The 26,323-nt window shown below is 38.1% G+C and carries 30 protein-coding genes and 1 pseudogene; 16 read left to right on the forward strand and 15 right to left on the reverse strand.

The window, feature by feature from the left end; translation table 11 throughout:
- Nucleotides 1–282 precede the first annotated feature (282 nt).
- Genes WIW89_RS10365 through WIW89_RS10380 form a run of 4 tightly spaced genes read right to left on the reverse strand, consistent with a single transcriptional unit; the run spans nucleotide 283 to nucleotide 3,188 of the window.
- Nucleotides 283–1,197 carry a 3-methyl-2-oxobutanoate dehydrogenase subunit beta gene (locus WIW89_RS10365; protein WP_337720706.1) on the reverse strand — a complete coding sequence of 305 codons (915 nt, stop codon included), beginning with the start codon at nucleotides 1,195–1,197 and terminating at the stop codon, nucleotides 283–285.
- Nucleotides 1,190–2,350: a pyruvate ferredoxin oxidoreductase gene (locus tag WIW89_RS10370; protein ID WP_337720707.1), complete on the reverse strand. Its 1,161-nt coding sequence runs from the start codon at nucleotides 2,348–2,350 to the stop codon at nucleotides 1,190–1,192. The genes WIW89_RS10365 and WIW89_RS10370 overlap by 8 nt, the downstream gene beginning before the upstream one ends.
- Before the next feature lie 2 nt (nucleotides 2,351–2,352).
- The gene (locus tag WIW89_RS10375; protein ID WP_337702095.1) at nucleotides 2,353–2,613 is read right to left on the reverse strand and encodes a 4Fe-4S binding protein; all 261 of its coding nucleotides are present in this window, start codon (nucleotides 2,611–2,613) and stop codon (nucleotides 2,353–2,355) included.
- On the reverse strand, nucleotides 2,610–3,188 hold the full coding sequence (locus tag WIW89_RS10380) for a 2-oxoacid:acceptor oxidoreductase family protein (RefSeq protein ID WP_337720708.1): 579 nt from the start codon (nucleotides 3,186–3,188) through the stop codon (nucleotides 2,610–2,612). The genes WIW89_RS10375 and WIW89_RS10380 overlap by 4 nt, the downstream gene beginning before the upstream one ends.
- Nucleotides 3,189–4,085: 897 nt before the next feature.
- Here WIW89_RS10380 and WIW89_RS10385 point away from each other — a divergent pair.
- Nucleotides 4,086–5,855 (forward strand): chloride channel protein, encoded by a 1,770-nt coding sequence (locus WIW89_RS10385; protein WP_337720709.1) that lies wholly within the window; start codon nucleotides 4,086–4,088, stop codon nucleotides 5,853–5,855.
- 458 nt (nucleotides 5,856–6,313) lie between these two features.
- On the opposite strand, the gene WIW89_RS10390 is transcribed toward WIW89_RS10385, so the two are convergent.
- Nucleotides 6,314–6,739, reverse strand: coding sequence for a hypothetical protein (locus tag WIW89_RS10390; protein ID WP_337720710.1), 426 nt, complete (start codon nucleotides 6,737–6,739; stop codon nucleotides 6,314–6,316).
- Nucleotides 6,740–7,066: 327 nt separating this feature from the next.
- Between WIW89_RS10390 and WIW89_RS10395 the strand changes: the two genes are divergently transcribed.
- The 5 genes from WIW89_RS10395 (at nucleotide 7,067) to WIW89_RS10415 (ending at nucleotide 8,923) form a co-directional block, all read left to right on the forward strand.
- Nucleotides 7,067–7,630, forward strand: a complete 564-nt coding sequence (locus WIW89_RS10395; protein WP_337707862.1) for an isochorismatase family cysteine hydrolase — start codon at nucleotides 7,067–7,069, stop codon at nucleotides 7,628–7,630.
- A gap of 156 nt (nucleotides 7,631–7,786) precedes the next feature.
- A complete protein-coding gene (locus tag WIW89_RS10400) occupies nucleotides 7,787–8,212 on the forward strand; it encodes a GNAT family N-acetyltransferase (RefSeq protein WP_337720711.1) in 426 nt (141 codons plus the stop codon).
- A gap of 2 nt (nucleotides 8,213–8,214) precedes the next feature.
- A complete protein-coding gene (locus tag WIW89_RS10405; protein WP_337720712.1) occupies nucleotides 8,215–8,373 on the forward strand; it encodes a hypothetical protein in 159 nt (52 codons plus the stop codon).
- A gap of 154 nt (nucleotides 8,374–8,527) precedes the next feature.
- Nucleotides 8,528–8,686 (forward strand): hypothetical protein, encoded by a 159-nt coding sequence (locus WIW89_RS10410; protein WP_337720713.1) that lies wholly within the window; start codon nucleotides 8,528–8,530, stop codon nucleotides 8,684–8,686.
- A gap of 84 nt (nucleotides 8,687–8,770) precedes the next feature.
- Entirely contained in the window at nucleotides 8,771–8,923 is a 153-nt protein-coding gene (locus WIW89_RS10415; RefSeq protein ID WP_337720714.1) for a hypothetical protein, read from the forward strand.
- 31 nt (nucleotides 8,924–8,954) lie between these two features.
- On the opposite strand, the gene WIW89_RS10420 is transcribed toward WIW89_RS10415, so the two are convergent.
- On the reverse strand, nucleotides 8,955–9,611 hold the full coding sequence (locus WIW89_RS10420) for a hypothetical protein (RefSeq protein WP_337720715.1): 657 nt from the start codon (nucleotides 9,609–9,611) through the stop codon (nucleotides 8,955–8,957).
- A 210-nt stretch (nucleotides 9,612–9,821) separates the two neighbouring features.
- Between WIW89_RS10420 and WIW89_RS10425 the strand changes: the two genes are divergently transcribed.
- Nucleotides 9,822–10,280 (forward strand): hypothetical protein, encoded by a 459-nt coding sequence (locus tag WIW89_RS10425; RefSeq protein ID WP_337702112.1) that lies wholly within the window; start codon nucleotides 9,822–9,824, stop codon nucleotides 10,278–10,280.
- A gap of 112 nt (nucleotides 10,281–10,392) precedes the next feature.
- Nucleotides 10,393–10,737: a PaREP1 family protein gene (locus WIW89_RS10430; RefSeq protein ID WP_337720716.1), complete on the forward strand. Its 345-nt coding sequence runs from the start codon at nucleotides 10,393–10,395 to the stop codon at nucleotides 10,735–10,737.
- 51 nt (nucleotides 10,738–10,788) lie between these two features.
- On the opposite strand, the gene WIW89_RS10435 is transcribed toward WIW89_RS10430, so the two are convergent.
- From WIW89_RS10435 to WIW89_RS10445, 3 genes are all read right to left on the reverse strand, one after another.
- Nucleotides 10,789–11,142 carry a hypothetical protein gene (locus tag WIW89_RS10435; RefSeq protein ID WP_337720717.1) on the reverse strand — a complete coding sequence of 118 codons (354 nt, stop codon included), beginning with the start codon at nucleotides 11,140–11,142 and terminating at the stop codon, nucleotides 10,789–10,791.
- A gap of 131 nt (nucleotides 11,143–11,273) precedes the next feature.
- A complete protein-coding gene (hypF, locus tag WIW89_RS10440) occupies nucleotides 11,274–13,508 on the reverse strand; it encodes a carbamoyltransferase HypF (protein WP_337720718.1) in 2,235 nt (744 codons plus the stop codon).
- 19 nt (nucleotides 13,509–13,527) lie between these two features.
- Nucleotides 13,528–13,674, reverse strand: a complete 147-nt coding sequence (locus WIW89_RS10445) for a HypC/HybG/HupF family hydrogenase formation chaperone (protein ID WP_337720803.1) — start codon at nucleotides 13,672–13,674, stop codon at nucleotides 13,528–13,530.
- 320 nt (nucleotides 13,675–13,994) lie between these two features.
- Between WIW89_RS10445 and WIW89_RS10450 the strand changes: the two genes are divergently transcribed.
- A complete protein-coding gene (locus tag WIW89_RS10450) occupies nucleotides 13,995–14,153 on the forward strand; it encodes a hypothetical protein (RefSeq protein ID WP_337720719.1) in 159 nt (52 codons plus the stop codon).
- A gap of 102 nt (nucleotides 14,154–14,255) precedes the next feature.
- Here WIW89_RS10450 and WIW89_RS10455 read toward each other — a convergent pair whose 3' ends face one another.
- The 6 genes and pseudogenes from WIW89_RS10455 to WIW89_RS10480 all read right to left on the reverse strand — a co-directional run bounded on the left by WIW89_RS10455 (nucleotide 14,256) and on the right by WIW89_RS10480 (nucleotide 18,609).
- Complete coding sequence (locus WIW89_RS10455) at nucleotides 14,256–15,785, reverse strand: nickel-dependent hydrogenase large subunit (protein ID WP_337720720.1); 1,530 nt, start codon at nucleotides 15,783–15,785, stop codon at nucleotides 14,256–14,258.
- A complete protein-coding gene (locus tag WIW89_RS10460; RefSeq protein ID WP_337720721.1) occupies nucleotides 15,775–16,275 on the reverse strand; it encodes a Ni,Fe-hydrogenase I small subunit in 501 nt (166 codons plus the stop codon). Before WIW89_RS10460 ends, WIW89_RS10455 begins: the two co-directional genes overlap by 11 nt.
- A 341-nt stretch (nucleotides 16,276–16,616) precedes the next feature.
- Entirely contained in the window at nucleotides 16,617–17,306 is a 690-nt protein-coding gene (locus WIW89_RS10465; RefSeq protein ID WP_337720722.1) for a P-loop NTPase, read from the reverse strand.
- Nucleotides 17,275–17,721, reverse strand: a complete 447-nt coding sequence (locus WIW89_RS10470; protein ID WP_337720723.1) for a hydrogenase maturation nickel metallochaperone HypA/HybF — start codon at nucleotides 17,719–17,721, stop codon at nucleotides 17,275–17,277. The genes WIW89_RS10465 and WIW89_RS10470 overlap by 32 nt, the downstream gene beginning before the upstream one ends.
- A gap of 138 nt (nucleotides 17,722–17,859) precedes the next feature.
- Nucleotides 17,860–18,009, reverse strand: a pseudogene (locus WIW89_RS10475) (succinate dehydrogenase/fumarate reductase iron-sulfur subunit); the annotation flags it as partial.
- A 60-nt stretch (nucleotides 18,010–18,069) separates the two neighbouring features.
- Nucleotides 18,070–18,609: a tetratricopeptide repeat protein gene (locus WIW89_RS10480; protein ID WP_337720724.1), complete on the reverse strand. Its 540-nt coding sequence runs from the start codon at nucleotides 18,607–18,609 to the stop codon at nucleotides 18,070–18,072.
- Between the two features lie 205 nt (nucleotides 18,610–18,814).
- Between WIW89_RS10480 and WIW89_RS10485 the strand changes: the two genes are divergently transcribed.
- From WIW89_RS10485 to hypD, 7 genes are read left to right on the forward strand one after another with little or no spacing between them, the layout of a single operon-like run.
- Nucleotides 18,815–20,077 carry a hyaluronate lyase gene (locus WIW89_RS10485; protein WP_337720725.1) on the forward strand — a complete coding sequence of 421 codons (1,263 nt, stop codon included), beginning with the start codon at nucleotides 18,815–18,817 and terminating at the stop codon, nucleotides 20,075–20,077.
- The gene (locus tag WIW89_RS10490; RefSeq protein WP_337720726.1) at nucleotides 20,077–20,886 is read left to right on the forward strand and encodes a hypothetical protein; all 810 of its coding nucleotides are present in this window, start codon (nucleotides 20,077–20,079) and stop codon (nucleotides 20,884–20,886) included. Before WIW89_RS10485 ends, WIW89_RS10490 begins: the two co-directional genes overlap by 1 nt.
- Complete coding sequence (locus tag WIW89_RS10495) at nucleotides 20,887–22,251, forward strand: (Fe-S)-binding protein (RefSeq protein ID WP_337720727.1); 1,365 nt, start codon at nucleotides 20,887–20,889, stop codon at nucleotides 22,249–22,251.
- 53 nt (nucleotides 22,252–22,304) lie between these two features.
- Nucleotides 22,305–24,194, forward strand: a complete 1,890-nt coding sequence (locus WIW89_RS10500) for a nickel-dependent hydrogenase large subunit (protein ID WP_337720728.1) — start codon at nucleotides 22,305–22,307, stop codon at nucleotides 24,192–24,194.
- 8 nt (nucleotides 24,195–24,202) lie between these two features.
- Nucleotides 24,203–24,535: a Rieske (2Fe-2S) protein gene (locus WIW89_RS10505; RefSeq protein ID WP_337720729.1), complete on the forward strand. Its 333-nt coding sequence runs from the start codon at nucleotides 24,203–24,205 to the stop codon at nucleotides 24,533–24,535.
- Entirely contained in the window at nucleotides 24,528–25,133 is a 606-nt protein-coding gene (locus tag WIW89_RS10510) for a hypothetical protein (RefSeq protein ID WP_337720730.1), read from the forward strand. The genes WIW89_RS10505 and WIW89_RS10510 overlap by 8 nt, the downstream gene beginning before the upstream one ends.
- A gap of 2 nt (nucleotides 25,134–25,135) precedes the next feature.
- Nucleotides 25,136–26,323 carry a hydrogenase formation protein HypD gene (gene hypD / locus WIW89_RS10515; protein WP_337720731.1) on the forward strand — a complete coding sequence of 396 codons (1,188 nt, stop codon included), beginning with the start codon at nucleotides 25,136–25,138 and terminating at the stop codon, nucleotides 26,321–26,323.

The raw sequence follows: 26,323 nt of genomic DNA on the forward strand, positions 1-26,323 counted from the left end.
TATTTTCAAATTCAATTATTATTGTAACACTGAGAAAGGTTAAGAAGATGATGTGAAAACTGTAGGACTTATAGCATTTATTGCAAGTTCTAGCAATTGAACTAATTTTTATGAACGCCTTTTAATCATTATGAATTCATCGACATTACTCGGAAGGATGTCAGAGATATTATCTTTTGCTCAAAAAGTGCCATAAAACTATAACTATTCCTTTTATGTTCAGGTTAAGAAAATCTTTCTATAATTAAATTAGTAAAAAGAAATAAACTTCATTAAACTATGTTACCTTTTTACTAATTCCTTTATGTATTCCCACATTAAATCAACGGCTTCTTGGAACACTTTAATCTCCTCTTCACTCATCTTTGCAAATCTTCCCTGCAATTTCAAGTATTCCTCTACCGGTTTCCTCTTAGACTTATCAAGAAAGGTCTTACTTACTCCCGTTAACGAAAACTCGCCATTAACAACCTCAAATAACGGCCACACTCCAGTTTCCACAGCAAGTTTAGCAACTTCGATAGTCAAACTACTGTCGAACCTCCACCCTGGGGGACACGGAGAGAGTAAATGTATGTACCTGAACCCCTGCATGTTCTTTGCTTTTCTCAACTTAGCTTGATAATCAAACGGGTAGGCAATTGAAGCTGTAGCCACGTAAGGTATCTTGTGCTCCATCATAATAAAGGGCACTGGTTTCTTAAACTCCCTCTTACCGGCTGGAGTAGTTGTAGTCCAGGCTCCGAAGGGTGTTAATGATGACCTTTGTATGCCGGTATTCATGAAAGCCTCGTTATCATAACATACGTAAAGTATGTCCTCGTTTCTCTCCGCCGCTCCGCTGACAGCAGCAAAGCCTATATCTCCCGTAGCACCGTCTCCAGCCCAAACCACTACTTTGGCATCTTCTCCCCTTATCCTCAACTGCCTTGATAAACCACTAGCTATGGCTGCAGCTGATGCAAAGGCACTGTGGACTACCGGTACCGGTGAAGGAGAGCCGTGGATATCTCCCATGATCACTGTTGAACATGAGGCAGGAACTACTAATACTGTTTTCTTACCCATTACTTCTAATAGTAGGTCGAGTTCCTTCGGTATAGGACATCCTGGACAAGCGGCGTTTCCCCTGAAGAAGTTTTGTTGTCTGATCACTTTCTTTTGTTTAATATAATCGGGAATTAACTCCTCACTCATTTAACCACCTCTCATCAAATTTGTAACCGTTCAACACGTCTTCCATTACCTTTTGGAAGTGAAGTGGTCTTACATCTTTCCCTCCTATACCTGCTATTACACTATAAACATCGATTCCGCTATTGTAGAGGGTAGCTTTGACCTCCGTAGCTAAAATTCCTCCGATACCGTAGGAATACTCCCTGTCAAATACTACCACACCATGAACTCCTTTCAACACATTCTTGATCCTCTCCCGGGGGAAGGGTCTTACCACTCTTATCTTTAGTAAGCCCACTTTCTTTCCTTGGCTCCTCATCCTCCTCACGGCTTCTCTAGCATCCCCAGTCCATGCACCAACCGTTGTGAACACATATTCCGCATCATCGCACATATAGCACTCAACTAAGCCAAACTGTTTCCTACCGCTTATCTCCTCGTACTCCTTACTTATCTCCTCGATGACTTCCTTACTCCCTTCCATTGCCTTCATAGTCTCGAACTTAATTCTCATGTAATCGTCCGGGGCTGCGATGGGGCCTACGTTGACTGGATCGTTAAAATCTATCAGATTGAATTCCCTAGGAGGTAGGAACTTATTAACAGTCTCATCTTCGAGGATTTCCAATCTCTCCATCGTATGGGTTAAGATAAATCCGTCGAAGCCCATCATCACTGGGAGTAATACCCTCTTGTCTTCGCTTATCCTGAAGGCTTGTAACGTCATATCGTAGGCTTCCTGAACGTTTTCCGCCATCATCATGATCCAAGACGCATCTCTCTTGCTGAAGAAATCCTGGTGATCATCCCATATTGACCAAGGTTCAGCTAAAGCCCTAGTAGCTACAGCATTAACGATAGGAACCCTTTCACCTCCAGCCCAGTAAATCATCTCGGTCATGTATAACAGACCTTGAGAGGACGTTGCCGTAAAAACCCTAGCTCCAGCTACAGCTGCACCGTAAACAGCTGATAGTGCAGAGTGTTCGCCTTCAACCTTTATTAACTCTGCCTTGAGCTCTCCTTTTTCTATATACTCTGCTAATTTCTCGAGCATCGTAGTCTGAGGGGTTATTGGGAAAACTGCTAAGACTTGCGGTTTAGCTTGTTTTACTGCATAAGCTACTGCGTGGTTACCTACCATTGCAGTTACGTGTTTTGTCACGGTCATCATCTTCATTTCACCTCCGGAACCATCTCGATGGCTTTTTGAGGACATATTTGTGCACATACTCCGCATCCCTTACAATAATCATAGTCTATCCTCACGTCAAATCCCTCCAAAAGGTCTATTGTGTTTTCAGGGCAGTAAATTACACAGAGCCTGCATTTAGTGCATTTGTCGTAGTGGATTACGGGTTTTATTACCCTCCAATGCCCGGTAAGTCCCGCTGCACCTACTTTCGGTCTTCCTAAGGGAATTGGATAGCTGATCATACCTCCCTCACCATCTCATAACCTAGTTTAGCCGCCTCTGCGTTCGTTTCACCTAACTTACCTTCGAACTCTTCTTTTACAGCCTCTTCAATTGCATCCAATGATATCATTCCAGTTATTCTCGCTATTGCCCCTACCATAGGAATGTTAACTAACCTCCATCCCGCAATGATAAGGTTCAGCTTTTCAGCGATTTCCACTGCATCTAGATAGAAGGTCTTTTTCCACAACTTCTGTGGAGTCTTGGTGTTTATGGCCAAGATCCCGTCTTCCTTCAAACCCTCGAGAGGATTCATAACCTTAAAGAGTGAGGGGTCTAATACCCCGATAAGATCAGCGTTGTAAACCTCTCTGTGTATGTATATCGGCTCATCTGAGAGGCGAACGTAAGAAGTTACCGGAGCTCCTCTTCTTTCTCCGCCATAGGAGGGGATGGACTGGCCATACTTACCTTCAAGGACAGCAGCCTTAACGAGTATTTCACCAGCAGTTACTACCCCCATGCCACCTCTTCCTCTAAGAACTATTTCAAGCCTCATAACATACTTTTCTCTTCCGAGGATAATATTTGTCATTATAGATAAGATGAGAGGGAATAAATTAACCCAGTTTAAGATTTAATTATGGTATTTTAATTCAATTATTCCTACACATTATGTCCTAGATGCGGAAAAAAGATGGTGGAAGTCGGTTATGGGTACTTTCTTTGCACGTATTGTGATTACGAGATAGGGACGTTATTGCAATTATGAACTTAAACTGGAGAGGTCAGAGATGCTCTCGACTGTTCCTCAAATGAGGAATGTAGTCTAAAATCGATAAGGGGACCCATGCCTTCTCAAGGCTAGGAGACGTAATTATCTTAGCGAGAGAAACATAAACGTTTTTCCTACCTACTGAAAATTCTTCGGTTTTAAACCAGTTGTAATATCCATTTTACCCTCGCGTAATCCAGTTATAAATTATATTAAGCTCTCATATTTACCCATAAGGGTTAGAAGCCATGTATATTCTAATTGTTTTCTTCTCCACTCATTTACTAATTCGATACTTCCAATTTCACTAACTATACTATTGACATCTAATAATGTTTCACATACATCGTCTGCTAGAGTGTAAGAAGCAGTAAATTCTATCAATATAGCTTCAGGAGGGATTAGAGCTATATAAACTCCCTTTCTATATACCAGTTTCTGGAATATATACCCATTAACTCCCTCTTCCTTACCTCTTAAGAGTGATGATGAACAGAAGAAATTTGCTAAAACTCCTTACCAAAGTCCTTGTCTAGCCACTTCCATTTAAAGGTTTACGCAATCACCATGTATTACAAGTGGGACGTGAAGGGTCTTATCTAATAAGTGTTTTCCTAATCCGTAACTATTTATGCAAAATAACAGCTTAACGACGATAATATGAAAGATTCTGATAATCAAGTGTAATTTTTTAAACCTAAATTGTTAAAGATTGTTATGAGCTATTTCGAACGACTAAATTACTTTGAAAAGTGGTTTATTCTAGGTGTTATAGCAGGTGTCGTAGCAGGTATAGCTGCTACAATATTTTATTCTTTATTACATATATTTGAATTCATCTTCATACATAGATTTATAGGTGTTTCTTATCCAGAACCTTTAGGGGAAGGAGGGAATCTTTCTTTTACTTTTCACCCTGGAAATTATTATCTAATTCCAGTCTCAGTGGCTATAGGTGGTCTACTTTCGGGACTTATAGTTTATACATTTGCACCTGAGGCTGAAGGTCATGGGACAGATGCAGCAATAAGAGCTTATCATTATTACCAAGGTAAGATAAGGTGGGTAGTAGTACCAGTGAAGATCATAGCATCAGCAATAACTATAGGCTCTGGAGGGAGTGCTGGAAGAGAAGGACCTACAGCTCAATTCTCAGCAGGAATAGGTTCTATTCTGGCTGATTTATTAAAACTCCCTCCCGAGGATAGAAGAAAAATGGTAGCTGTAGGTATTGGAGCAGGGATAGGAACTATTTTTAAGACTCCTATAGGCGGAGCATTATTATCTGCAGAAATATTATATAGGAGAGACCTTGAACCTGAAATACTATATCCTTCTTTAATAGCTTCAGCAGTAGGCTATGTAATATTTGGATCAATTTACGGTTTTACACCAGTTTTCGGTTATTACTCAGAATCATTTAGTCCACTTAGATTACCCTTATATGCTGTATTGGGAATAGTTAATGGACTCGTAGCAATACTTTATGTTAAACTGTTTTACGGTGTACACTCATTTTTCAAAAAGTTAAAGATAAGTAATTACTTTAAACCAGTACTAGGGGCACTAATAACGGGAAGTATAGCGTTAGTAGCGCCTGAAGTAATAAGCACGGGTTATGGTTGGATAAATTTAATTGAGTACGAAAAGACTAACGCTTTTTACTCTCCCTTTTTACCTACTATATTACTTCTTGCTTTACTTCCCTTATTAAAGATATTAGCTACCTCCTTTTCAATAGGTTCAGGAGGTAGTGGAGGAGTATTTGCACCAGGGCTTTTCATAGGAGCTTTCGTAGGGGCTGATTTAGGTCTTATTTTTAATCATATCTTCCCGAACATAGTTCCTACAATAGCACCTTTTGTTATAATAGGAATGGCGTCATTTTTCGGTGCTGCAGGAAAAGTACCTCTATCAGTAATAGTAATGGTCACTGAGATGACAGGGAGTTTACAGCTCTTGCCCGGAACTATGATAGCCGTAGCTCTTTCCTACTTAGTTTCAGGAAATTACACAATTTATCAAGCTCAAGTTCCTACTAGAAGAGATTCACCAGCACATAAACTTGAATATGAAATACCATTATTACAAATATTGAAGGTAAGCGATGCTCAACTTTCTGACATTAGAGTAAAGATAAACGATAAAGTAAGCTTAGCTTTATCTAAGATGATGGAAAACAATTTCTTGAGTTTACCCGTTACAGATGATAATGATAGATTCGTAGGGGCAGTATATTTGAAGGACTTAGAGAAAGCTAACAGTAATGATATTGTAGGGAAATATGTAGTTAGAGGAGTACCATATGTTAGACCAGAATCTACCTTTGAAGACTGCTGGGATATAATGGCTAGACTTAGAAGTAGATGGGTCTGTGTAGTAAAGGACGGTAAATATTTAGGAGTATTAACTATAGATAATCTACTTAAATCTTATGAAGAAAAAGTGAATAAATTTAAACAGAACGACTCCGCAAAAATAGCTTAGGTAGTTTTTATTTTTTATTACCTTAAAATTCTTTTTCTTAATACAATGGATCATAAGAAAATATTCAACATAAAGAAGAGATCTGTAAGCTATCATAGATATTCACTCATTTAAAAGGAGATCTAACTCAATAATAATGCGTTTATCTATTTTGTCCATGATAATTATTTAATCATTTGGCTTAAATAAGTGTTTAGAGAGACAATATTTTGATCCTCTCTTCTGAGATAATTTACTTACGGAATATGACCCCTACCACATGGCTTTTGTGGGAAAAGTGGTGAAAAAGCAGGGAGAAGAAGGAATTGTGGACTTCGGAGGCGTTAAGAGGAACATTTCGCTCTCTTTAGTAGGCGCTAAAGAAGGTGACTAGGTGTTAGTACATGCTGGCTACGCTATAAAAGTCCTCAGAGAGGATGAGGTCGAGGATGACTTAAAGAGGAAAATAAGTGCAGTTGTTAACGACGGAGATGAAGAGTCTTGAGTTTATTCATAACGTGGTCTACAAATTTCTCCAGTTCCTCCCTCTTAACACCTCTCTCTTCACTTACCTTAAACACTATTTCCTCTACTCTAGCGTAATTCTTGTACTCCTCGTTGAGCCTCTTCCATGGTATACCCTTTAACGCATTTGCATACTTATCGTCAAAAGGGAGGGCACCGTTTAACATAAGGCAGGATATAATAGGGTAACCTATGTATCCCCTAAACCTTGTCCCGTTATCGTCACTGTAGACCACTTGTCCCTTGATCTTCACCTCGTACTGTTTATCCCTCTCGGAAGAGACTACCTTACAACCCTCCTCTGTCTTTTCAACTCTACCATCAGCAATAGCTCCAAGTGCCTCAAGCACTTTAATTCTGGGAGGAAGTTTCAGTTCCATAACCATTATTCGTACATTAAGCATTAAATGTTAACGAGTATCACACAACTCTTAAAAATAGGCAGTAATTCTATGAGGACTGTAGGGAGAAGGATATCGAGACCGACGAGACAAGAGCGGAAGCTATATACACAAGTTTGTCCGATAGGATGAAGAAATCGGTAACAGTCCTTGCGATGAATAGTGACAAAGCGGGAAACGAGGAAATCCATGAGTATTAACCTCCTTCAATTTCTAATCTTAATTACATTCGTGTACGAGCTTTGTTTAACAGTTCGTCATTTTGTTTGGTGATAAACTTTTTACCTATAATCAATATATGGGTTTATGGCTTGGTATAACAAAGACGAAGTAAAAAAGTTCATAACTAGGAAGAACTCCGTTCTAGTAGTATGGGATGTTCAAGAAGCCCTGGTTAACTCGATATTTAACAGAGATGAGTTTCTTGCCAAACTTAAAGAGTTAATCGACTCTGCTAGGCAATATAACGTACCAATAGTTTACACTAAGATAACACCCTTACCTGAGAGGTTTCAGCCCCCGTACTTGAGGAGGAGATTTGATCCGGGCGACATAGTTAAAGAGGTATATCCTAAGGAGAATGACATAGTACTGAACAAGAACACTGCTTCCATATTCGTAGGGACTAACTTCGAACTCATGATGAGAAATGCCGGAATCAACGTCATTGTTTTCACGGGAATCGCTACGGATATCGGCGTAGAAACATCAGCGAGGCACGCCCAAGCCTTAGGATTCTTACCAGTAATAGCTAGAGAAGCAGTATCCTCGGCAGACAAACAAGCCCATGAGAGGTCTTTGGCTAACATGAGTAAGTTAATGTTAGTCCTAGACAACAAAGAAATAATAGAAAGGTGGAGTTCTGAATAACTAAAAGTCTTTTTTAAAATCTACTCCACACTTTCCAGAGCACGGTAAGCATCCTTAAGTCAACTCCTTATGGACCGTTTAAATGGAGAATAAAGCAGGGATAGCGAGGTATAGCTACAAAGTTTAAAATATGTTGCCATAGTTGTTAGTAGAGACATGAAAATAGAAATAGATGGTAAGTTACTACACATAACAGAAGGGTCAAATGAAAGAGTTAACGACTACCTGGATTTCATAAATAGACTCTCCCGAGACCCTGACAATTATACATTAACAAGATATAGTAAGATCGATGAACAACGGATCATTGAATGGTCTAAATCTTGGGGAAAAAGTACCATTATGATCTTAGCATATAATGGCTCTACAGTTGTGGGCTTTTTCCAAGCATCACGTGGTAGATATTTCGGTCCTGATAGACAATTTCATGTTGCGGAAATAGCCTATGCAGTGGACAAAGAGTTCAGGGGTAAGGGGTTAATATATGTTCTCTTTAACGAGGCAATAAAAAGGCTCGAAGGTGTGAAAATACTTACTGCGTGGGTAGATGAAAGGAATTTGAGGTCTGGGAACTTCTTATAAAATTGGGATTTGAGGAAGCTTGTAAAATTAATGACTTCATGTATTCTCAGATAGAGAAAATCTTCTGTAATTTAATAATGTATGTAGGAGATGTAGAGATAGTCAAGACTAAACTGAAAGAAGAGCTGGCTAGGAGAAATTATAACGTATATGAAGAATAATCTTAAATGTATAATAACGTAGTAGTAGCATTTATGTTTGAGGCTATAGATTTTTCTTCGAACGTAGTATTCCGCCATAACCCTTCCTTGTTCAATAAGGCGAGGGAAAACTATTGTAAAGGATAGACACGGTTACGTTAGGGTCTCAGACTTGATGCAACAGCTCTACTTCAGCGGGGAAGTGTACAAGATAGCCCTGAAAGTCCGGACTAAGATCAGAGAGATGGCTACCTTGATGTGGTTGAGATATCCGCAACATGTTTCACTACGGGCAGGAGATCTTGAGATCAGAGACCATAACGCCGGTCAATAAAATAAGGAAGGCATAAAAGGTATAAAAGGGGATATTGAGAAACTACTTTATGTAGCAAAAGAGCTGAGAGAGTTTTTCGCCGGTATGTACAAGGACATAGGTGAGGACTTCGTAACTTACGGTTTATTAGAACCCTACGAATATGACGCTACTTATGAAAACATGAGTTACCGGACTTCAAAGAGGTATTTCCCGCCCGCGGATGACATAGTTAATTATGATATCTTAAATTTATAAGTTATGATAAATACTACGTCACTCTCTCTGACTACTCACAATCTTTAATGTTTACCTCCTTTATTTTGAAATTTTTGATTACAACATTAAAATATTCTTCCACTTTTTGTCTATATTCTTCTTTAAGTTCATCCTTCATTACATGCTCTCTTACTATACCTGAGATATAATCTGCCGAATGAATTAATTTGCATTTATCATGTCCGGTGAAATCGACTCCAAGGACTTTAGCTAGAGTCCATTTAGGAAAATTAATGACAACGTATTGTTTATCGCTTTCTCTTAATATCGGAGTTCTATCATAATGAACAAAGACGCTCTTGCTTGCTACGTATTTCCTTAAATGTAAGCCCAATATCTCTCCGTAAATTTTCGCCGAGCAGTTACTTAATTTTGTTTCATTTACTTTCCTTATAATTAAGGAGATTCCCGTCAGGTTCTTTAATACCTTGTTTACAAAAATTCCTTTAACGTCCTTTCCTAACTTGAATTGTTTAGGTGAATCTTCCGACCATTTAAAATATTTTATATTCTTGCCCGTGAGCCTTTGTACATCCTTTAATGCTTCCCCGTATAAATTTAGGTAACAGTTTATATCGTTAATTAAAACTGCTGAAATTATAAACGGTTTTTCATCATTTGGATTTCCCGCCTCATCAATTGCTATGTAAATCTCATTTTTAATCATTATTTAAAGAATTCAACTACGAGTAAAAAAGAAATCAAACACGTGTAAGCTTAAATATTTCTCCACACAAGTTATTAATCGGGAGTGCACGGGGATACGTGCACGATGATCGAAATTCACGAGTGCACGGGGAAACGTGCACAATGAGTTAACCTCAAAAATCCTTCTTCAAAAATTATCAAATGCTTGAGTCAATTAAACCTATAAGTAATGGCTATGAGGAATTACTTAACGCACTTACTAGCTCCAGATGCTGATATAATAACTGTCGTTGAATTCTCAGAAGAAAAGAAAAAGCTTAATATAACCTCAGAGCACGTCCCAGACGCATTGATAGTAGTAAAGGAAGGCAACGAGGATAGACTAATAGGTAAAAGCGGAGAAAGGATTAACGGAATAGAGAGCGATACTAAGATGAAGGTTAGGGTAGTGGAGTTAAAACTAGACTTTAAGGATATAATAAGTGCGGTGCATCCTTTACCTTGGGTAGTTAAGCACGTTGATAGTGTAGATTTTCAAGGTAACGAGCTCGTAGTGAGATTAAAGGAAGAGTCCGGAGGCTTCATAGGCCAGAAAGGTGTAAATATCAGGCTAGTTGAATACGTAATTAAACAAATGTTTAATGTAGGGGTTAGAGTAATCCAGCGTACCGAAGAAAATCAATCATAAAGGCTTTGCGATATCATGAATTGTCCATCTTAACCGTAACTCTTATTTTTGCAATCCTAGGTTGCCGATCTCCATTATTTATTTTAAGGTAAGTAGGCAAATATACTACTTGATGTTAATTAGAACCTCAGCAGAAATATATTTGGAGGAGGCTGATGAGTTTTTGAATAAGGGAGATTTAGTTGATGCTTGTGAAAAATATTACAAAGCCACAGAGGATTTTCTAAAGTATATAGCTATTGTAGATAATATGAGTGAAATACTAAATCAGGTAAACGCAAAAAATTATTGGGAATCTGAACTTTTGTTTAAAGTCGTTAAAAAGAAAGTTGAGCTAAAAGATATCTGGAAAGCCGCATGGAAATTGCATACTGATTGCTTTCATGAGGAAAGAATGAACCTACGTGAAGTAAAGACTTTGGCTAGTATAATCAAAGTAATTTCAAATAGAATATAAATGTTATTCGTTTTCTCTAAGTTTATTACCTCAATATTGGCTTGTGATTTCTCATATAATAGTAAGAAACCGTTTCTTAGCCTCGTCAACGTTAAAGTCTATAAATTCTTCCATTTTTTCTATTACTTTTATTCCGTTTTTAATCATTTCTTCGCTTAAACCATATCCTACATCGATTTCCTTTGACTTGCAGCCTATTACAATTATTTTTCTATTTTTACCATCAGAATTTAAGATTGTGAGTATATCTCTCATAGACATGGAGTGAGGGCCGCCTAACGACATTGAAATCACTGCTCGAGGAATTTCATCTTCTAATTCAGTTTTTATTTCAAAAACTTCTACGTCACTATCTATATCCGCTGCATCAATAATGATTATTTCATCATAATCCCTTAATATCATCTATGATAGATAAACTTCCCATTCCCAAGTCTTTAACATCTATTGGAATTAACCCGTCTAACGCTTAGGTTATAAAGCTTCCGCAATCATCGTCTTTCATAAAAACATTTTCTCTACTCCTATTACGACTTTCATTTTTCCTCACTGATGTAATAAACTTGTCCCAATGCTATTCCTCCATCTCCAGGTGATACTTTAGATTGTGTAAGTATTTCGACTCCTTCTGAATTTTCCATCATACCTTTCAGTATATATTCATTAACTGACGCTCCACCAGATACTACTATTTTTTCTGGATTAAGTTTCAAAGCAGCTTGAACTAACGCTTTTCCTAATTTGTATTGTAAAGTATACGCGATACTTGGCTTATCTTGAATTCCGTTTTCAATAATCCACTTAAATGCCGCCGTTGTGTCTATTTCGTTATTAGTTATTGGAAATTCGAAATCTAGTAACTTACCATTTCTTGCAAAGGCTTCAAGCTTTATTGCCGGTTCTCCCTCGTAAGTTCTATAATGACAAATATCTAGTAACGCCGAGACTGAGTCTAAAAATCTCCCAGTACTTGAGGTAAATAATCTGTTTTTCCTCGTTTGATACTCTAATACTTTTAGTTCTATATCATTTAATTTGACATAATTTTGAATTTCGTTCCAATCCATAAATGTTGAGAGAAATAGTGCTAGCATTCTATCAGGTTTTAACGAATTTATGTCTCCGCCAGTATAAGGTACGTATTTTAAATGATATTCTCTTGAATATTTTTCTCCGTGATCTTTTATGTTGATTACCTCTCCGCCCCATCCGTTACCGTCGTCTCCGTAACCTATGCCATCAATTATTATTCCTATAGCGTCGTGAAGACCATACTCAGCCATGGCGCTTAGTCCGTGAGCTAAGTGATGTTGCACTTGTACCAGTTCTGCTGAGTATTCTTCTGAAAGTTTTGATGCGAGTCTAGTGCTTTGATATGCTGGATTCTTATCTGCTACTATAACTTCAGGAGTTAGATGGTAGGTATTTAAGAAGAACTTTATATATTTTTCCAGGTCTTCAAGAGTATTTAGCTCGTCGGTGTCACCTATGTATTGAGTAAGAGTAACCTTATCGTCAAAAGCTACAGCACCAACGTTTTGGAGTTCGGCGCCAACTGCTACTGCAACTTTTCTCAATTTTTTCTTAATTCTTATCCATGTAGGGGCATATCCTCTGCTCCTCCTGAGGAACATAATTCTCCCAGCAGATATTCTTATCACGCTGTCGTCAACTCTATTTACAATTTTTCTATTATGATATAAAACATAATCCACAACTCCCTTTAACTTAGTTTTCACGCATTCCTCATCAGTACACATTGGTAAGCCGTGCTTATTTCCGCTCGTCATTATTGATATTTTTTCCTTAAGATTATCGAGTAGTAAATAATGTAATCCAGTATAATATAAGAAGAATCCTTCTCTATCTAGGTAAGGAGAAACGTACTTGGAAATTTCTGAATCCTCCTTTTTCTTGAGCAATACTATAGGTCTCTCTAAGGATTTTAGTAATTCCTCTTCCAATTGGCTTACTTCAGCGTATTTTTTAATAACATTTACGGATAAGGCCATTAGTGCAAAAGGTTGTTGAGGTCTGTTTTTCCTTTCTCTTAGTTTTATTACAACGTCATCGTCAAATGGGTTAGCCGCAATGTGAAAACCTCCTATTCCTTTTATTGCCAAAATATACCCTTCCTCAATAAGCTTCGCGGCTGTAGCTATGGGATCTTTGTCTTTTATTATTTCTCCATCAGTTGTAGAAAGGAAAACTTTGGGACCACAAATTGGACAACTTATTCCTTGTGCGTCGAATCGTCTCTCGTTTTCAGGATCTTCGTATTCTGCCTTACATTTATCGCACAAGGGAAAATCTCTCATAGCAGTGCTCTCTCTATCATAAGGAATTTTATAAAGCATTGAATATCTTGGTCCGCAATAGGCACAACTATTGAAGGGATATTTATATCGTCTATCCTTAGGATCTAAAATCTCTCTTAAACAATCGTCACATATTGATAGGTCTGGAGGTATTTGACTAGGTTCATTTACTACGTTGCCACTAGGCAAGATTTTAAACTCGTGAATGTCTTGGATATTATCTTCCTCTATCAATATTTTTTCAATTTTAGCCGGTGGTGGAATTTTAGAGAAAAGCAAGGAAAAGAAGTTGCCTATGTTTTCTTCTCTGCCTATTATCTTAACTTCTACTTCGCTTCCACCCAAATTTTTTACATAACCATAAACATTAGATTTTACCGCTATTCTATATATGAATGGTCTAAAACCTACACCTTGCACGATGCCGGAGATAAGTATTCTATAAGCTTTCATAATAGTAGTCTTTCATTGCCTATTTTAATGATTTTATGAAGTTTTTAAGCTCATTCTTAACGTCTTCTTCATTTATAACCTTTATAGCATAACCTACATGCACTGAGACATAGTCTCCTATTTCGGCGTTTACTAGGCTAATGCTATGGGAATAGATAAAACGCAGTGGGAAAAATAATGCAAAATCTGCTGGATTAAGCGTTGATCAAAAAGACGCTGAAATACTATATGTACCAAGTGCATTAGAAGCTCAAGATATCAATATTTTATCTCAAATAGGAATCGTAGCACAAGGCTTAAGGAGTAAGTTAACTGTAAGCAGTGAAATAAGCGACAAAGGAGTAAACGTATTCATAGATAGGGACGAAAGAAATGAGAACTTCATAAATCTAAAACTTTTTCTTCTCTTAATACTGATAAGTCTCAAATCTTGCACGATAATTATTTGAGATGGCTTTCTCTTAAGGTAAGGCTGGACGAGGTTATATGGCTTATCAAATAAAAGCTGAAATTAGTACTAAAACCAAGGAATTAATAAAGGTACCGTCAACGATTCTATCAATAGGTAACGTTATGCTTACTGGTGTAATAATAGCTAACACTAAGAATTTCAACATGAACCAAAGAAAGTTTTGCATAGTATAAATTGATACTACAATCAAAATAATAAAAAGAGACGAGAAATATCTTAGTATATCAAGTATTATAAATAATTTAAAAGAATTATTTACATTCTAGAAGAGAGTTTCAAACTATAAGTTTTAGTATGTTATTCTTATATTCTAGATGAACTGCACAAGCAGAGCACGGATCAAAACTCCTTATAATTCTTAAAGCATCGAGGCCTGAAATTTCTATTTCAGTAACTTTTTGGCCTATTATTGACCTTTCTACCGGACCGCCATTTGGACTGAAATTTCTGTCGGTAGGAGTTATTATTTGATATCTAAGAATTTTATTTCCATCAGTAACCAACCAATGGGCATTAGCACCTCTTGGAGCATCGTGGGCACCTACCGCTAACTTATACTCTCTTTTGCCCTTTCTTGGATTAAGGTCAGATTTATCTATTTCCACTTGTTGTAAGTACTCCTTCAAATAAGCAACTGTGAACATTCGTGCGAAAGTTCTTTCAATTACGTTATTACCTCGAGGTTCCCACTCATAACCTAAGGCTCTTATTTTGCCTCTCATTAGTCTATAGGCATAAAGTCTTGCTATATCTCCAGTGGTAGGCATGTAATCCCTGCCATTATAATACTGCCTTACTGTAGGAACGAAATTTTTTATTATTATTTTGTCCTTGAGTTTAGTTTCCTTATTCCATGGATGCCTTCTATCAATGTCGTTTCCAAGTTCATCTTTTTCGTATTCTCTATCCCACTCATCATATGGAGTATTGTCTACGTAAACTCTTACTCCTAATAAAATCTTGGAAAGTCTGTTCTCAACTATTTCGCCATTTATTATTAATGCCGGTGGAAACTCTCTTTTTGATGCCCATTCGTCCATTTTCTCATAATCGGCATCATATTCTTCACTCTCTAGAAGTCCGTATGTAACATAAGTGTCTTCTATTTTCTTATATTCAGTAAAGAATTCTCTTAGATCCGCCATTATGTAAAAAAGTTTCTCTATACTTTTATCTTCCTTCATAAATTTCTTAACTTTCTCTACTACGGATGGATCTTTAATAGTTATAGATCCAGGCTTGAGGCTAAGGGGTTGGGGATATCTTAACCATATAACTGTTGCAAGATCCCTAAGTGTAGTCTGAAGGCGAAAAGCTGTTCTGTATATTTCCTTGCCAAAATATAAGTTATCTAGAATTGACGAAATCTTAGGATATCCGTGAATATCTTTAAACTCACAACTTGTATCTTTAGCTTTATCATAAACGCTCGGTGTATATTTACTAACTATTTCGGTCGAATAATCGATAGCTTGGAACAGAAAGGTTACTGTTATATTATTATACATCAGATCAGCTAAGGAATAAGCTATATTTCTGTATTTTATAGCTTGAACAGAAGGATAAATTCCTGAGGTCATTTCTAGCGCTTCGGTAGAAACTAGAGTGTGTGTTGCACCACAAACTCCGCAAATTTTTCCTGCAATATTAGGTGCTAAATGGAGATCTTTACCTTTGAGTAAATTCTCGAACCCTCTGTACATTGACACTCCAACTTTGGCATCAATGTATTCTCCATTTTCAACTTTAACGTGAACTCCTAAATGGCCTTCTATCCTACTGATAGGATCTAGATCAAGATCCATACCTTTCACCTAAGGCGGAATAAACCATTGCGACTATCATTTGAGGTGATGCGGGACAGCCCGGAACTTCTAAAACTTTCTTATCTGTAAGTATTTCTTTAACTCCTTTGCTTCCAGTTTCTCTAAGTATTCCTCCATTTACTGCACAAGAGCCGACTGCAACTACGCTATTTGCCTTCTCAGCTAAAAGTTTTATGACTTGAGTGCAAGGATATCCTCCGAATGTGCAAAGGGAATCGTTAGTAGGTATTGCTCCTTCAATCACTAAGACGAAATCGTTCATATTCAGTATACTTTCCAACATTTCTTTCCCTGATTTTTCCTCGCTAACTAGTGAGACAAACTTTACTGGAGAAGAATGAAAGAAAAGCTCCTCTAAGCCTTCACAACCAGATCTTAATATCATCACTGTCTCTCCTGAACAAGATTGAGCTTCTATCCAAATTATGTTATGTTTTAATACTTCTTTAAGCGCCGTACAATAGTCCATATATTATATTTCCTTAAACAATTAATAAGGATTACTAAGAGGGGTGGAAAGCCTCGCTAGGGTAGCCCGTGTTTAAATACCTCTTTTTTCTAAATTTCTTTTAGTGACGCTTCTCTCCAGCTCGACTGTGAGAGGAGGAACCAGTGATGTCCCAAAAGGACTTGAGCTATGCAATGATCCTCCTTGAGGGCTCCCTGGTTACCTTGACTGACAAATCGATGGTGGGAAAGATGAGAAGGAAACCTTCGCTGGCGGGAGGAGTTAGTAATATTCACAAATAAGATCTTAACATTAAATTATAACAATATACTAATATCTAATGAAATTAATTATCTTTTAAGTTATAAACTTAAAATGAATTCTTTTAGTTTTTCCTTTACTATTCCTTCATAATCTTGTATTCTTCCAATGTAGTCCTCAATGCTAGGATCTATAGGAAGTCCAAAACCATCATATTCACCAAAAGGCTTTACAACCTTTCCGCCGCAGTCTATGTACGCCAAGTTTACCAAGACTTTAGGTTCCTTCCCTCTTTCTCTCAAATACCGTATCAAGTAATCTACAACCTTTTTCGAAACTTTTGAAGGTGTGGTTACAACTATAGGAGTGAAATTCGAGATTCTTTCTAGTACTAAAATCTCGTCTCCTAATCCGGGGGGAAGGTCAAAAATCACAGTTTGGGTGTCAATATGTGAATAAGCTACTAGAGATTCCATGATAGATGATTGATTTCCCCCCGGTAATACCACGTAATTATCTTTTACTATTCCACTTAAACTTACTATTTTTACAGTTTTAACTTCGAACGGTTCAATACCATTCTTAGTGACCTCATGCAACATACCTTCTAGTCCGAAAAGCTTAGATATTGCCATTGTATGAATATCTAAGTCTATTAAAGTAGTCCGTCCCATTGTTAGGGCTAGTAGTGAAGATATTATGCTCTTACCTACTCCTCCCTTAGCGCTCATAACTGCGTATACTTTCTTCCCTGAAAGTTTATCCTTGGCTAACTGTCTTAACGGTTCCATTCTCCTCCACCTGGATTTCGTCAATTGTCATATCTTGTGACTCAAGAGCAATATCGTGAGATCCGCAATAAGGACATTTTATGAAAGAAGGAGCCAATGCGGGCATGAAATGCATTGGATATTCTTCTCCGAATTCAGACCTAACGCTGTCTATTTGATCCTTAACTTCGTTAAGAGAAAATTCCTTACCGCAGTTTTTACATTTAAATTTAGGTTCCTTAAACTTCACTTCTAACTCCGCCTCATCTAGAACTGAGTCTTTTTTCATCATATTGAAAGCCTCTTTTAGAATTTCTACGTCGAGAAAAGAGAATGAAGGGACGCCCAAAACTACTTTCCTAACCTTTATCTTTTTGCCGTCTGCCCAATCTATTACTGTTCTAATGACAGCATCTGCGACAGACCACTCATGCATAAGCTATTTTACGTATTATAGTATAAATTATTATTCCTATTTTTCTTCTCTAGAAGATCTTATGCTACCTTTTTATAGCTAAAGAGCGTATAGCGTCTTATCATTAACGACCATAAATAAGTCTAATAGAAAATATTCATAGTAAAACATAGGATCTTGTTCGGTTTTTATTCTCCTTAATGCCTCTACAACGGTAGTGAATTTATCCACGTTTAATTTATATTCTTGGCACCAACTTCCTTTTTATTTAGAATACCTCCTTACCTTCAGTATTACTTCAAAAGACATGAAGATAGATAATGAAAAGAACTATTAAAAATTTAACAGAAAAAGTAGAAAATTAATAAATTAAACTTTAATGTCGTTGTTATTCTTTAGCTTAACCAAGATCTCATTTTTCAATTCTAGATTAACGGCTGAACTGTCTATCTTAATCAACTCCTCTACCTCTTTGAGGGCGTCTTCCAGTTTATTCATTTTCTCCAAAAGGTATATCTTCGCTTGTCTATACCAAGAGTTATTAGGAGACCATTCTATTGCCCTATTATATTCTTTTAATGCCTCTTCATATTTACCTAATTTTTCATAAATCTCTCCTTTAAAGTAATGGTAAAGGTGTGCGTTCTTAGGATCTTTTCTTATAGCGTTATCGTATACTTGTAGCGCCTCCTGGAACTTAGATAGTTTTAGTAGAACTTCTGCCTTCTTAAAATGAAAATCTGGAAAAGTCGGATCTAGTTCTACGGCTTTTGAGTATTCCTCTATAGCCTCATTTAGTTCGCCCTTCTCTTCTAATGCCTCTCCTAAATGAAAGTGATGCCATGCGTTAGTCGGTTCAATTTTAATTAGCCTTTTGTACTCATTAATCTTAATATCTATGTCGCTCATATGACTAAGTATGAGATAAAAATTAAAAAAAAAAGTTATTAGTGTATCAGAGATATTCTCTATCATAATTAATCACCAAAACAAAAATTATAACAATAATAAAATCAATGTCTTATTATTTCTAGTCTTTAACTTAGTTAATTTTATGTTACAAGGACTTTCGTAGGAAAAAGTAATTAAGTAGAGTCGGTTAATAGAATACTATATGTCATTCAAAATATCCAGAAGAGATTTTCTTAAGCTAGCAGTAACTGCAACAATGCTTACTGCTCCGGAATGGGATAAGGCTGTTGCTAAAGCAGTCAATATGATAAAAAATGGCGATGTGAACATAGTATGGTTCGAAGCTCAAGCTTGTGAAGGAAATACAACTGCAATCATACAAGCTACCGATCCTTCAGTAGCGGAAGTATTATTTGGAGCGAGCCCGTTAGTAGGTCCTGGAAGTGTTAAAATATCTTTCTGGCCATCTATTATGCCACAACAAGGTGAGCAAGCAGTACAAATTTTAAAAGACGTAATAGCTGGGAATTACAATCCATACGTTCTTGTAATAGAGGGTAGTTTTCCAGACGAACATACTGCACAACAATACAACCCAAATAACCCTGGATATTTCGGAATGCTGGGACCAAAGACGTTAAACCAATGGGTAGCAGAATTATTACCTAACGCTGTTGCAGTATTAACAGTAGGTAATTGTGCATCTTATGGGGGATTAATAGCCGATAAGGTTTACCAACCCCCGCCAAAGTTTATAACTCCTTCTTGGTCTCCGTCTCCCACTGGAGCTATTGGCTTTTTCGACGATCCTTTAAGAGGATATAAAGGATTATTAAGTAGATTTTATGAAGATAACTACTTAAACGCACAAGCCGGAGCTGCACCATTCTATACATTTGTAAAGAATCCTAATGCTTATTTGGACATAACTCCTTCACCCTCAGCTTCGGTTAAGCCAGCAATAGCTGTTCCAGGCTGTCCTGCAAACGGTAACGGAATAATGAGAACTTTAGCAAACCTAGTACTATGGGCAGGTGGATTAGCTCCTCTTCCTGAATTAGACCAGTACTGGAGGCCGTTATACTTCTTTAAATATACTGTACATGAGCAGTGTCCTAGAGCCGCTTGGTATGCTGCAGGAGACTTTAGAACACAGCCAGGCCAACCTACTTCAGCCTGCCTATTTGAAGTAGGATGTAAAGGGCCAGTATCGAATTGCCCATGGAATAAATACGGTTGGGTAGGAGGAATAGGTGGGCCTACAAGGACTGGTGCAGTCTGTATAGGCTGTACAATGCCAGGGTTCACTGATTTATATGAACCTTTCTATAAGCCGTTACAAGTCCCAGTACCATCTTCAACGCTTACAACTGCTGGATTAATAGCAGGAGGTATTGTAATAGGTGCAGCTGCAGGCATAGCAGAGAAAAAGATGGTTCAAAAAGGAAAATTAAGGGGAACATAATGCAGATCCCTTACGCCACATACCCAGTAGGTAATTCGTTATATCCATTAGCTTTAGATCTCTTCGTTCCAACAGTGTTCTTTTTCTTCTTAGGGGCTTCGTATAGGGTATTCAGATATTTAGCGACTTATCAAAAACCTTTCATTCCTTATCCAAGTTCTGAACTAAGGCAAGTGAGTAGTGGGCATAAAATAGCAGCTCTGGTAAACACTTTTGCAAATTCCAGCAGGGTTGGAATAAAAAGGAAGCCCGTTACTACTGGTGTAGGTTTATTGTTCCATATCGCCTTAGTCTTGATAATATTCTTACTAGCCCAGCACATGGTATTTTGGGCTTATTATATTCCTCCATACAGTGCGTTATTTCCCTTGGCAATTCCGGAAAGCTCTGAGGATGGACTATTAGCATTAACCACACCAAATCACGCCTCAACTACGCTGTTCGTTAATGATATATGGGGTCCATTAACGGTTATACTAAATGGACAATTCTTAACATTCTTCCTAATAATTTTCTTAGGAGTTCATCTAGGCCATAAGCTACTAGTGGCCGCGGAAAGATTATCTCTAAGGGCAGGTGACTGGTGGTTCTTCGTTTTGCTGTACATCGACGTATTGCTAGGATTTTTCGCCACTGCACACACGCCTAATAACGTCTATTGGTACGATAACTTACTTGGAGCGCATATACTAGTCGCTGAGATAATAATAGCAACATTACCTTTCACAAGAGGATTCCATATGTTCGAATTTTACTTGGGTAAGGTAAGAGAATGGTACTTCATGGTATATAGGAGGGGTGAGAAATAAATGGTAGTAATGGAACAAGAAACAATTAACTTAGAAGCATTAAAGAGAGCTATTGATGACGTATTCTACTCTCAGATGAATTCTACAATTCTATACTATTTACAATCATGCGTGAACTGTAAGGCATGTGAGGCAGCATGCCCATTTACGCCGACCTCTCTAGAATACTCTCCAGTAAACAAGGCAGAAATAGCAAGGCAGTTATATAGGCCTAGATTTACAGTCTGGGGAAAAACTATTGGAAGGATAATTGGAGGAAGCAAGAAGTACCTTAGCTTAGAAGAAGCTGAAACTATGGCAGATTATGTATGGCACTGCACTAATTGCGGAGCTTGTATGTTCGTATGTCCTATGGGTATTGATAGCGGCGCGCTTATAGACCTACTGAGGCAGGTTTCGTTTAAAGCCGGGTTAACTCCGGAGATATACGCTAACCTAGTACAATTGGAGGTTTCAGGCAAATATTGGGACATTCCAGTGTTTAGGGACGCGTGGAGCAATCTGATATCGAAAATGAAGGAGGCAATAGGGAAAGACGTTCCGCTGGACAAGAAGAACTCAGAGGTGCTGTTTTACGCGAGCATCTATGAAGCGATGGTATACCCTAGCGTGTTGATCAAGACCGCGAAGATATTGGACATGTTGGGCAAGGATTGGACCTTCATGTCCAAACCTTTGGGCATAAGACCTCCAGTAGGGTTAGTAATAGGAGATAAGGAAGGAGCGTTGACTGTAATGAAGAGGGTTTATGCTTATTTCATTGAGATGTCTCCAAAGTATGTTGTGCTTACTGCGGGAGGATTCGAGTACCCATCGCTAAGGTATACGATGCATGAGGTCCTTAAAGTGAGACCGAAGTACGAAGTGGTTCACGTTACGGAATTGCTTGCGAAGTGGTATGAGGAGAAGGAGTTCGAGATAGAGCCTGTAGACGAGGTGATAACTTGGCATGACCCATGTCAATTGGGAAGGAGAGGAGGAGTATTTGAACCTCCCAGAGTTTTAATGAGAGCTTTATCGAAGAAGTTCAGGGAGTTACCGAGCCACGGTGTCAATAGCTTCTGTTGTAGCAGAGGCGGAGGAGGTTGCGGATTAGCTCCGATGATTGAGAATATGGCTAAGACTATAGGTATACCAATAAGCGAGAAGGACAAGAAGTTCTTGGACTCGACTCTAGAGCCGTTAATTAAGGCGGGTAAGATCAAGGTTGATGAAATAAATAAGGTAAAAGCTTCGGAGGTGCTAACCGGTTGTCCTGTTTGCATAGAGAGTATAGGATTTTCCATAGACTATTACCACGCTAACGCTAAGATTAATCATATTATAGAGCTATTAGCAGATAGAATAAAGGTGATTAAAAAGTGATTTTACGTTTTTTCTTTCTTATTTCCCGTATCTTATAAATAAGGTGAATACACATGTCTAATCCCTTAAATATGAAAATAGATCCAATTTCAAGGGTTGCTGGTCATTTAGGTTTGACTGCAACTGTAGATCCAAACACACGTCAAGTCATAAATAATCAAGCATACACATACGTTACAATGTTCAGAGGATTCGAGGTATTCCTAAGAGGAAGACAACCACCAGATGCAGTTCATATAACTTCGAGAAGTTGCGGAGTCTGTGGTGCAGCACACGCTAACGCGTCAGTTAGAGCAAACGATATGGCTTTAGGTGCAGTACCGTATCCATTAGGTCAAGCTCTAAGGAACTTAGCTTATGCGATGACAGATATGATTTATGACCATTCTATCATATTGAACGTGCTAGAAGGACCAGACTTTTCTGCTGAGGTAATGCAACAATACTATCCATCTTGCTGGCAGGCGGCACAACAGACACAAGCAGAATACTCAGATATTCACGGATTTTCTACAATAGCGGATATAATGACTGCGCTGAATCCATTCACCGGTTGGTTATGGCAAAAGTCTGTAAAATACCAGATAATAGCTAGAGAAGCGGGAGTTCTAATATACGGAAGACATTCCCATCCGCCAATGTTAATTCCAGGTGGAATTGGAACAGATTTATCAGTGGGAGAATCGTTATTCACACAGTACATGTATAGGCTAACTAAATTAACAGCGTGGACTAAAGTAGTTATAGCAGCGTGGATGGATCTAGCAAACTTCTTAATAAATAATTGTGACTACGAGACGCAAGGATTAACTTATGCAAAGCCCACATATATAAGCAGTTACGGTTACGAAAGTCCAGTACTCTACAGTAATCTAGGAGATAATTACCAAGACATATACAAGAATTATGATAGTTTAGCAAATACCGCCGATGAAGGACCTCAAACTGTATTCAGAGCTACAATAGTTAGGAACGGAGAATTAATGAGCAAGAGCTTTATAGATCTTAATGTAGCCCAGTTGGAGTTCGTTAACTCTTCATTCTATCACGATTGGGCTAAGATAACTTCGCCGTTCACAGAAACAGACCCTATAGGAAATACGTTAGCTTGGGGACTTCAAGACTCTGATGGAGTTAATTTATACATGTATCATCCATGGAATAAGACTACAATACCTAATCCCATGGCTCCGAACTTTATGGATAAGTACAGCTGGGATGCGGAACCAAGACTTGTGTGGAAAGATGGTACTATGTGGGCTTATGAGACAGGGCCTTGGGCAAGATTACACGCTGTAGCACATCACCATCCAAATAGTCCTATTGTAAAGAACGGTCAAATAACCATAGAGTTACCTACAATATCTGAATTACCTTCAGATTTACCAAGTGGTGCAGGACCGGCCTGGACTGTAGAATGGCTACCGCCAGACGAGTCCACTACGTTGTCCAGAATTCTTGGTAGAGCTGTAGATATGGCTGCTGCAATATTTACTGCATGGGACAATCTAGAGTATGCTCTAGAAGTTTATATGAAGAGTCAATCTAACCCTCAAACTTCTAGGCCGTGGAAACAGCCGTCATTCTCTTTAGGCGTTGGTCAATACGAAGTGCCCAGAGGTACGGTGAGGCATTGGATGGTGGTTAAGGATTACACCATAGCCAACTATCAGTATCACGCTCCAACTACGGCTAACGTGAGTCCAAGAGATAATAATTGCAATGGCCCATGGTGCATTAACGGGCAGGCAATAGGAGCTTTCGAAATGTCAGTGATAAACACAAAAATAATGGAAGAAGTTCCACCAGATCAGTGGGTAGGATATGATTTCCTTAGAGCAATAAGAAGTTTCGACCCATGTCTAGTATGTGCTGCTCACTTCGAAATTAAAGGGAAGAATAAGAAGCTAGAACATATAATAACTCCGGTGTGTAATAGTTGATGATTAAAATGCTTACACAACAAAAAATAGTTATAAAAAAAGACGAAATTCCGCCAATGTCTATGGTAGAATTCTACTTTCCTGCTCAAAAACCTTGGGAGAGAAAACCCGTATTAGTCATAAATTATAAGGGATCTTTTTTTGCAATTGAAGCTTTTTGTTCTCATGCGGGCTTGTCCTTAGAAGATGGATTCCTTACCGATGACGGTAAGGTAGTGTGTCCGTGGCACGGTAGTGTTTTCGATATAAAAACTGGGAAAGTAGTGGACGGGCCTGCAAAGAGAGATTTGAAAACTTGTCATGTAGAAGTAAAAGGTGATGAGGTGATAATATATGAGTGAAATAAGCGCTTCAGGATTTACAGGATATTTTACAGTTAGGCTGAATAATGAACCGGATTTATACGCTATGGCAGGAAGGTTAGCCGGACTTGGATATTCAGTCTGCCAGATAAGATTAAGCGGTGCTACTGGATACGTTATAATACCGCTGGAAGACGGCAGTTTTGCTAAGAAGAACTTTGCTGACATATATTATCAACCAAGGACTTTTACTGTCGTATCTCATGAGTTCGGAAACTTTCAGTTGTCTGCAGGAGAGTTAGTTAGAGCCTTAAGAGAGAGTGGAAATATTGGAGTCGATTATGCGGAATTAAACGTAAATTATGAAAAGAATTTAGACTTGAATTTGCCAAAGATCGAAGATTGGGATGTTAGAGGTTTCAATATATCTAGAGGTAGGGTTGAAGATAGGAACTATACTCTGGTCAGCTTTACAAGAATTAATGACGCAAATCCAAGATTTCTAATATCTATTTACTATAGGGGCAGTTATGAGGAGATCTCAAAAACAGTACAGTCATTAAGGGCTGAAATGGAGAGTATAAATGCATTTATAATTAAGATTTTTAAAGATGGAAAATCAATAATTCGGTGGTAAAAATGGAGTTACCTAAACAGATTGATGCTCTATTTAGAGAAAATGGTGAACTTGCAAAATCTATTACAGAACTAATTCATAAATTAGCTCCGATAGTTTCCAAAGAAATTGGCAGAGAAAAAATTAAGATAATGAATTTTTGTGGGTCACACGAATGGGTTACAACTCATTATGGGTTAAGAGCTCTCATGCCGGAAACAGTAGAGTTAATACCAGGACCGGGGTGCCCAGTTTGTGTTACTCCGTCCAGTGACATTGAGAACGTAATAAAATTGGCCATGGAGGGTTACACAGTTTATACTTTTGGGGATGTTTTCAAGTTACCTACAGTGAAACATTATAAGAAAGATGAGGTAGGGAGTTTAGCAGCTGCCAGAGCTTTAGGGGCTGATGTAAGAATAGTTTACAGCTTTGTTGACGCAATAGAAGATGCTAAAAAGTCAGGAAAGCCATCAATATTTTTCGGTATAGGATTCGAAACTACTACTCCTAGCTATGCAGTATTGTTTGAGAAAGAAAAGGTTCCTAAAAACTTGCTCTTTTATTCTTCGTTAAAACTTACAGCACCGGCAGCTGAATTTGCTGTTAGGTCACACAAGAGCAAAGGTCTAGTACCTGTTTCTGGAGTTATTGGTCCAGGTCATGTTTCTAGCATAATTGGTGCCATTAGCTGGGACTTTTTCCCTAGGGAATATAAAATACCAGCAGTAGTCACTGGTTTCGAACCAATAGATGTCTTAGCTGGAGTTCTAAAAATACTCCAAGACTTGCATTCAGGAGATATAACTTACACTAACCTAGAATACAAAAGAGTAGTAAAATATCAAGGAAACGTGTTTGCGCAAGTTGAAATAAATAAGGTCTTCAAACCAGTCGATGCCATATGGAGAGGTATAGGTACCGTACCGAAGAGCGGTTTGGATTTAAGAGAGGAGTATTCCATGTATAACGCAAGGGAACAATTAGGAATAAAAGAAAAGCCGTGGGATTACGATTTGCCTCCTGGATGCAGATGTAATGAGGTAACCTTAGGTATTGCCTACCCTACAGACTGTCCTATGTTTATGAAAGCTTGTACTCCTGCAATGCCTTGGGGGCCGTGTATGGTGTCCATGGAAGGAGCGTGTGCAGTTTGGGCCAGATTCGGCTCTACGGAAAGAATTACTAAAATTGTTTCGGAGGTGAAATAA

This window comes from Stygiolobus sp. CP850M (genome assembly GCF_037389425.1).
Classification (GTDB): domain Archaea; phylum Thermoproteota; class Thermoprotei_A; order Sulfolobales; family Sulfolobaceae; genus Stygiolobus.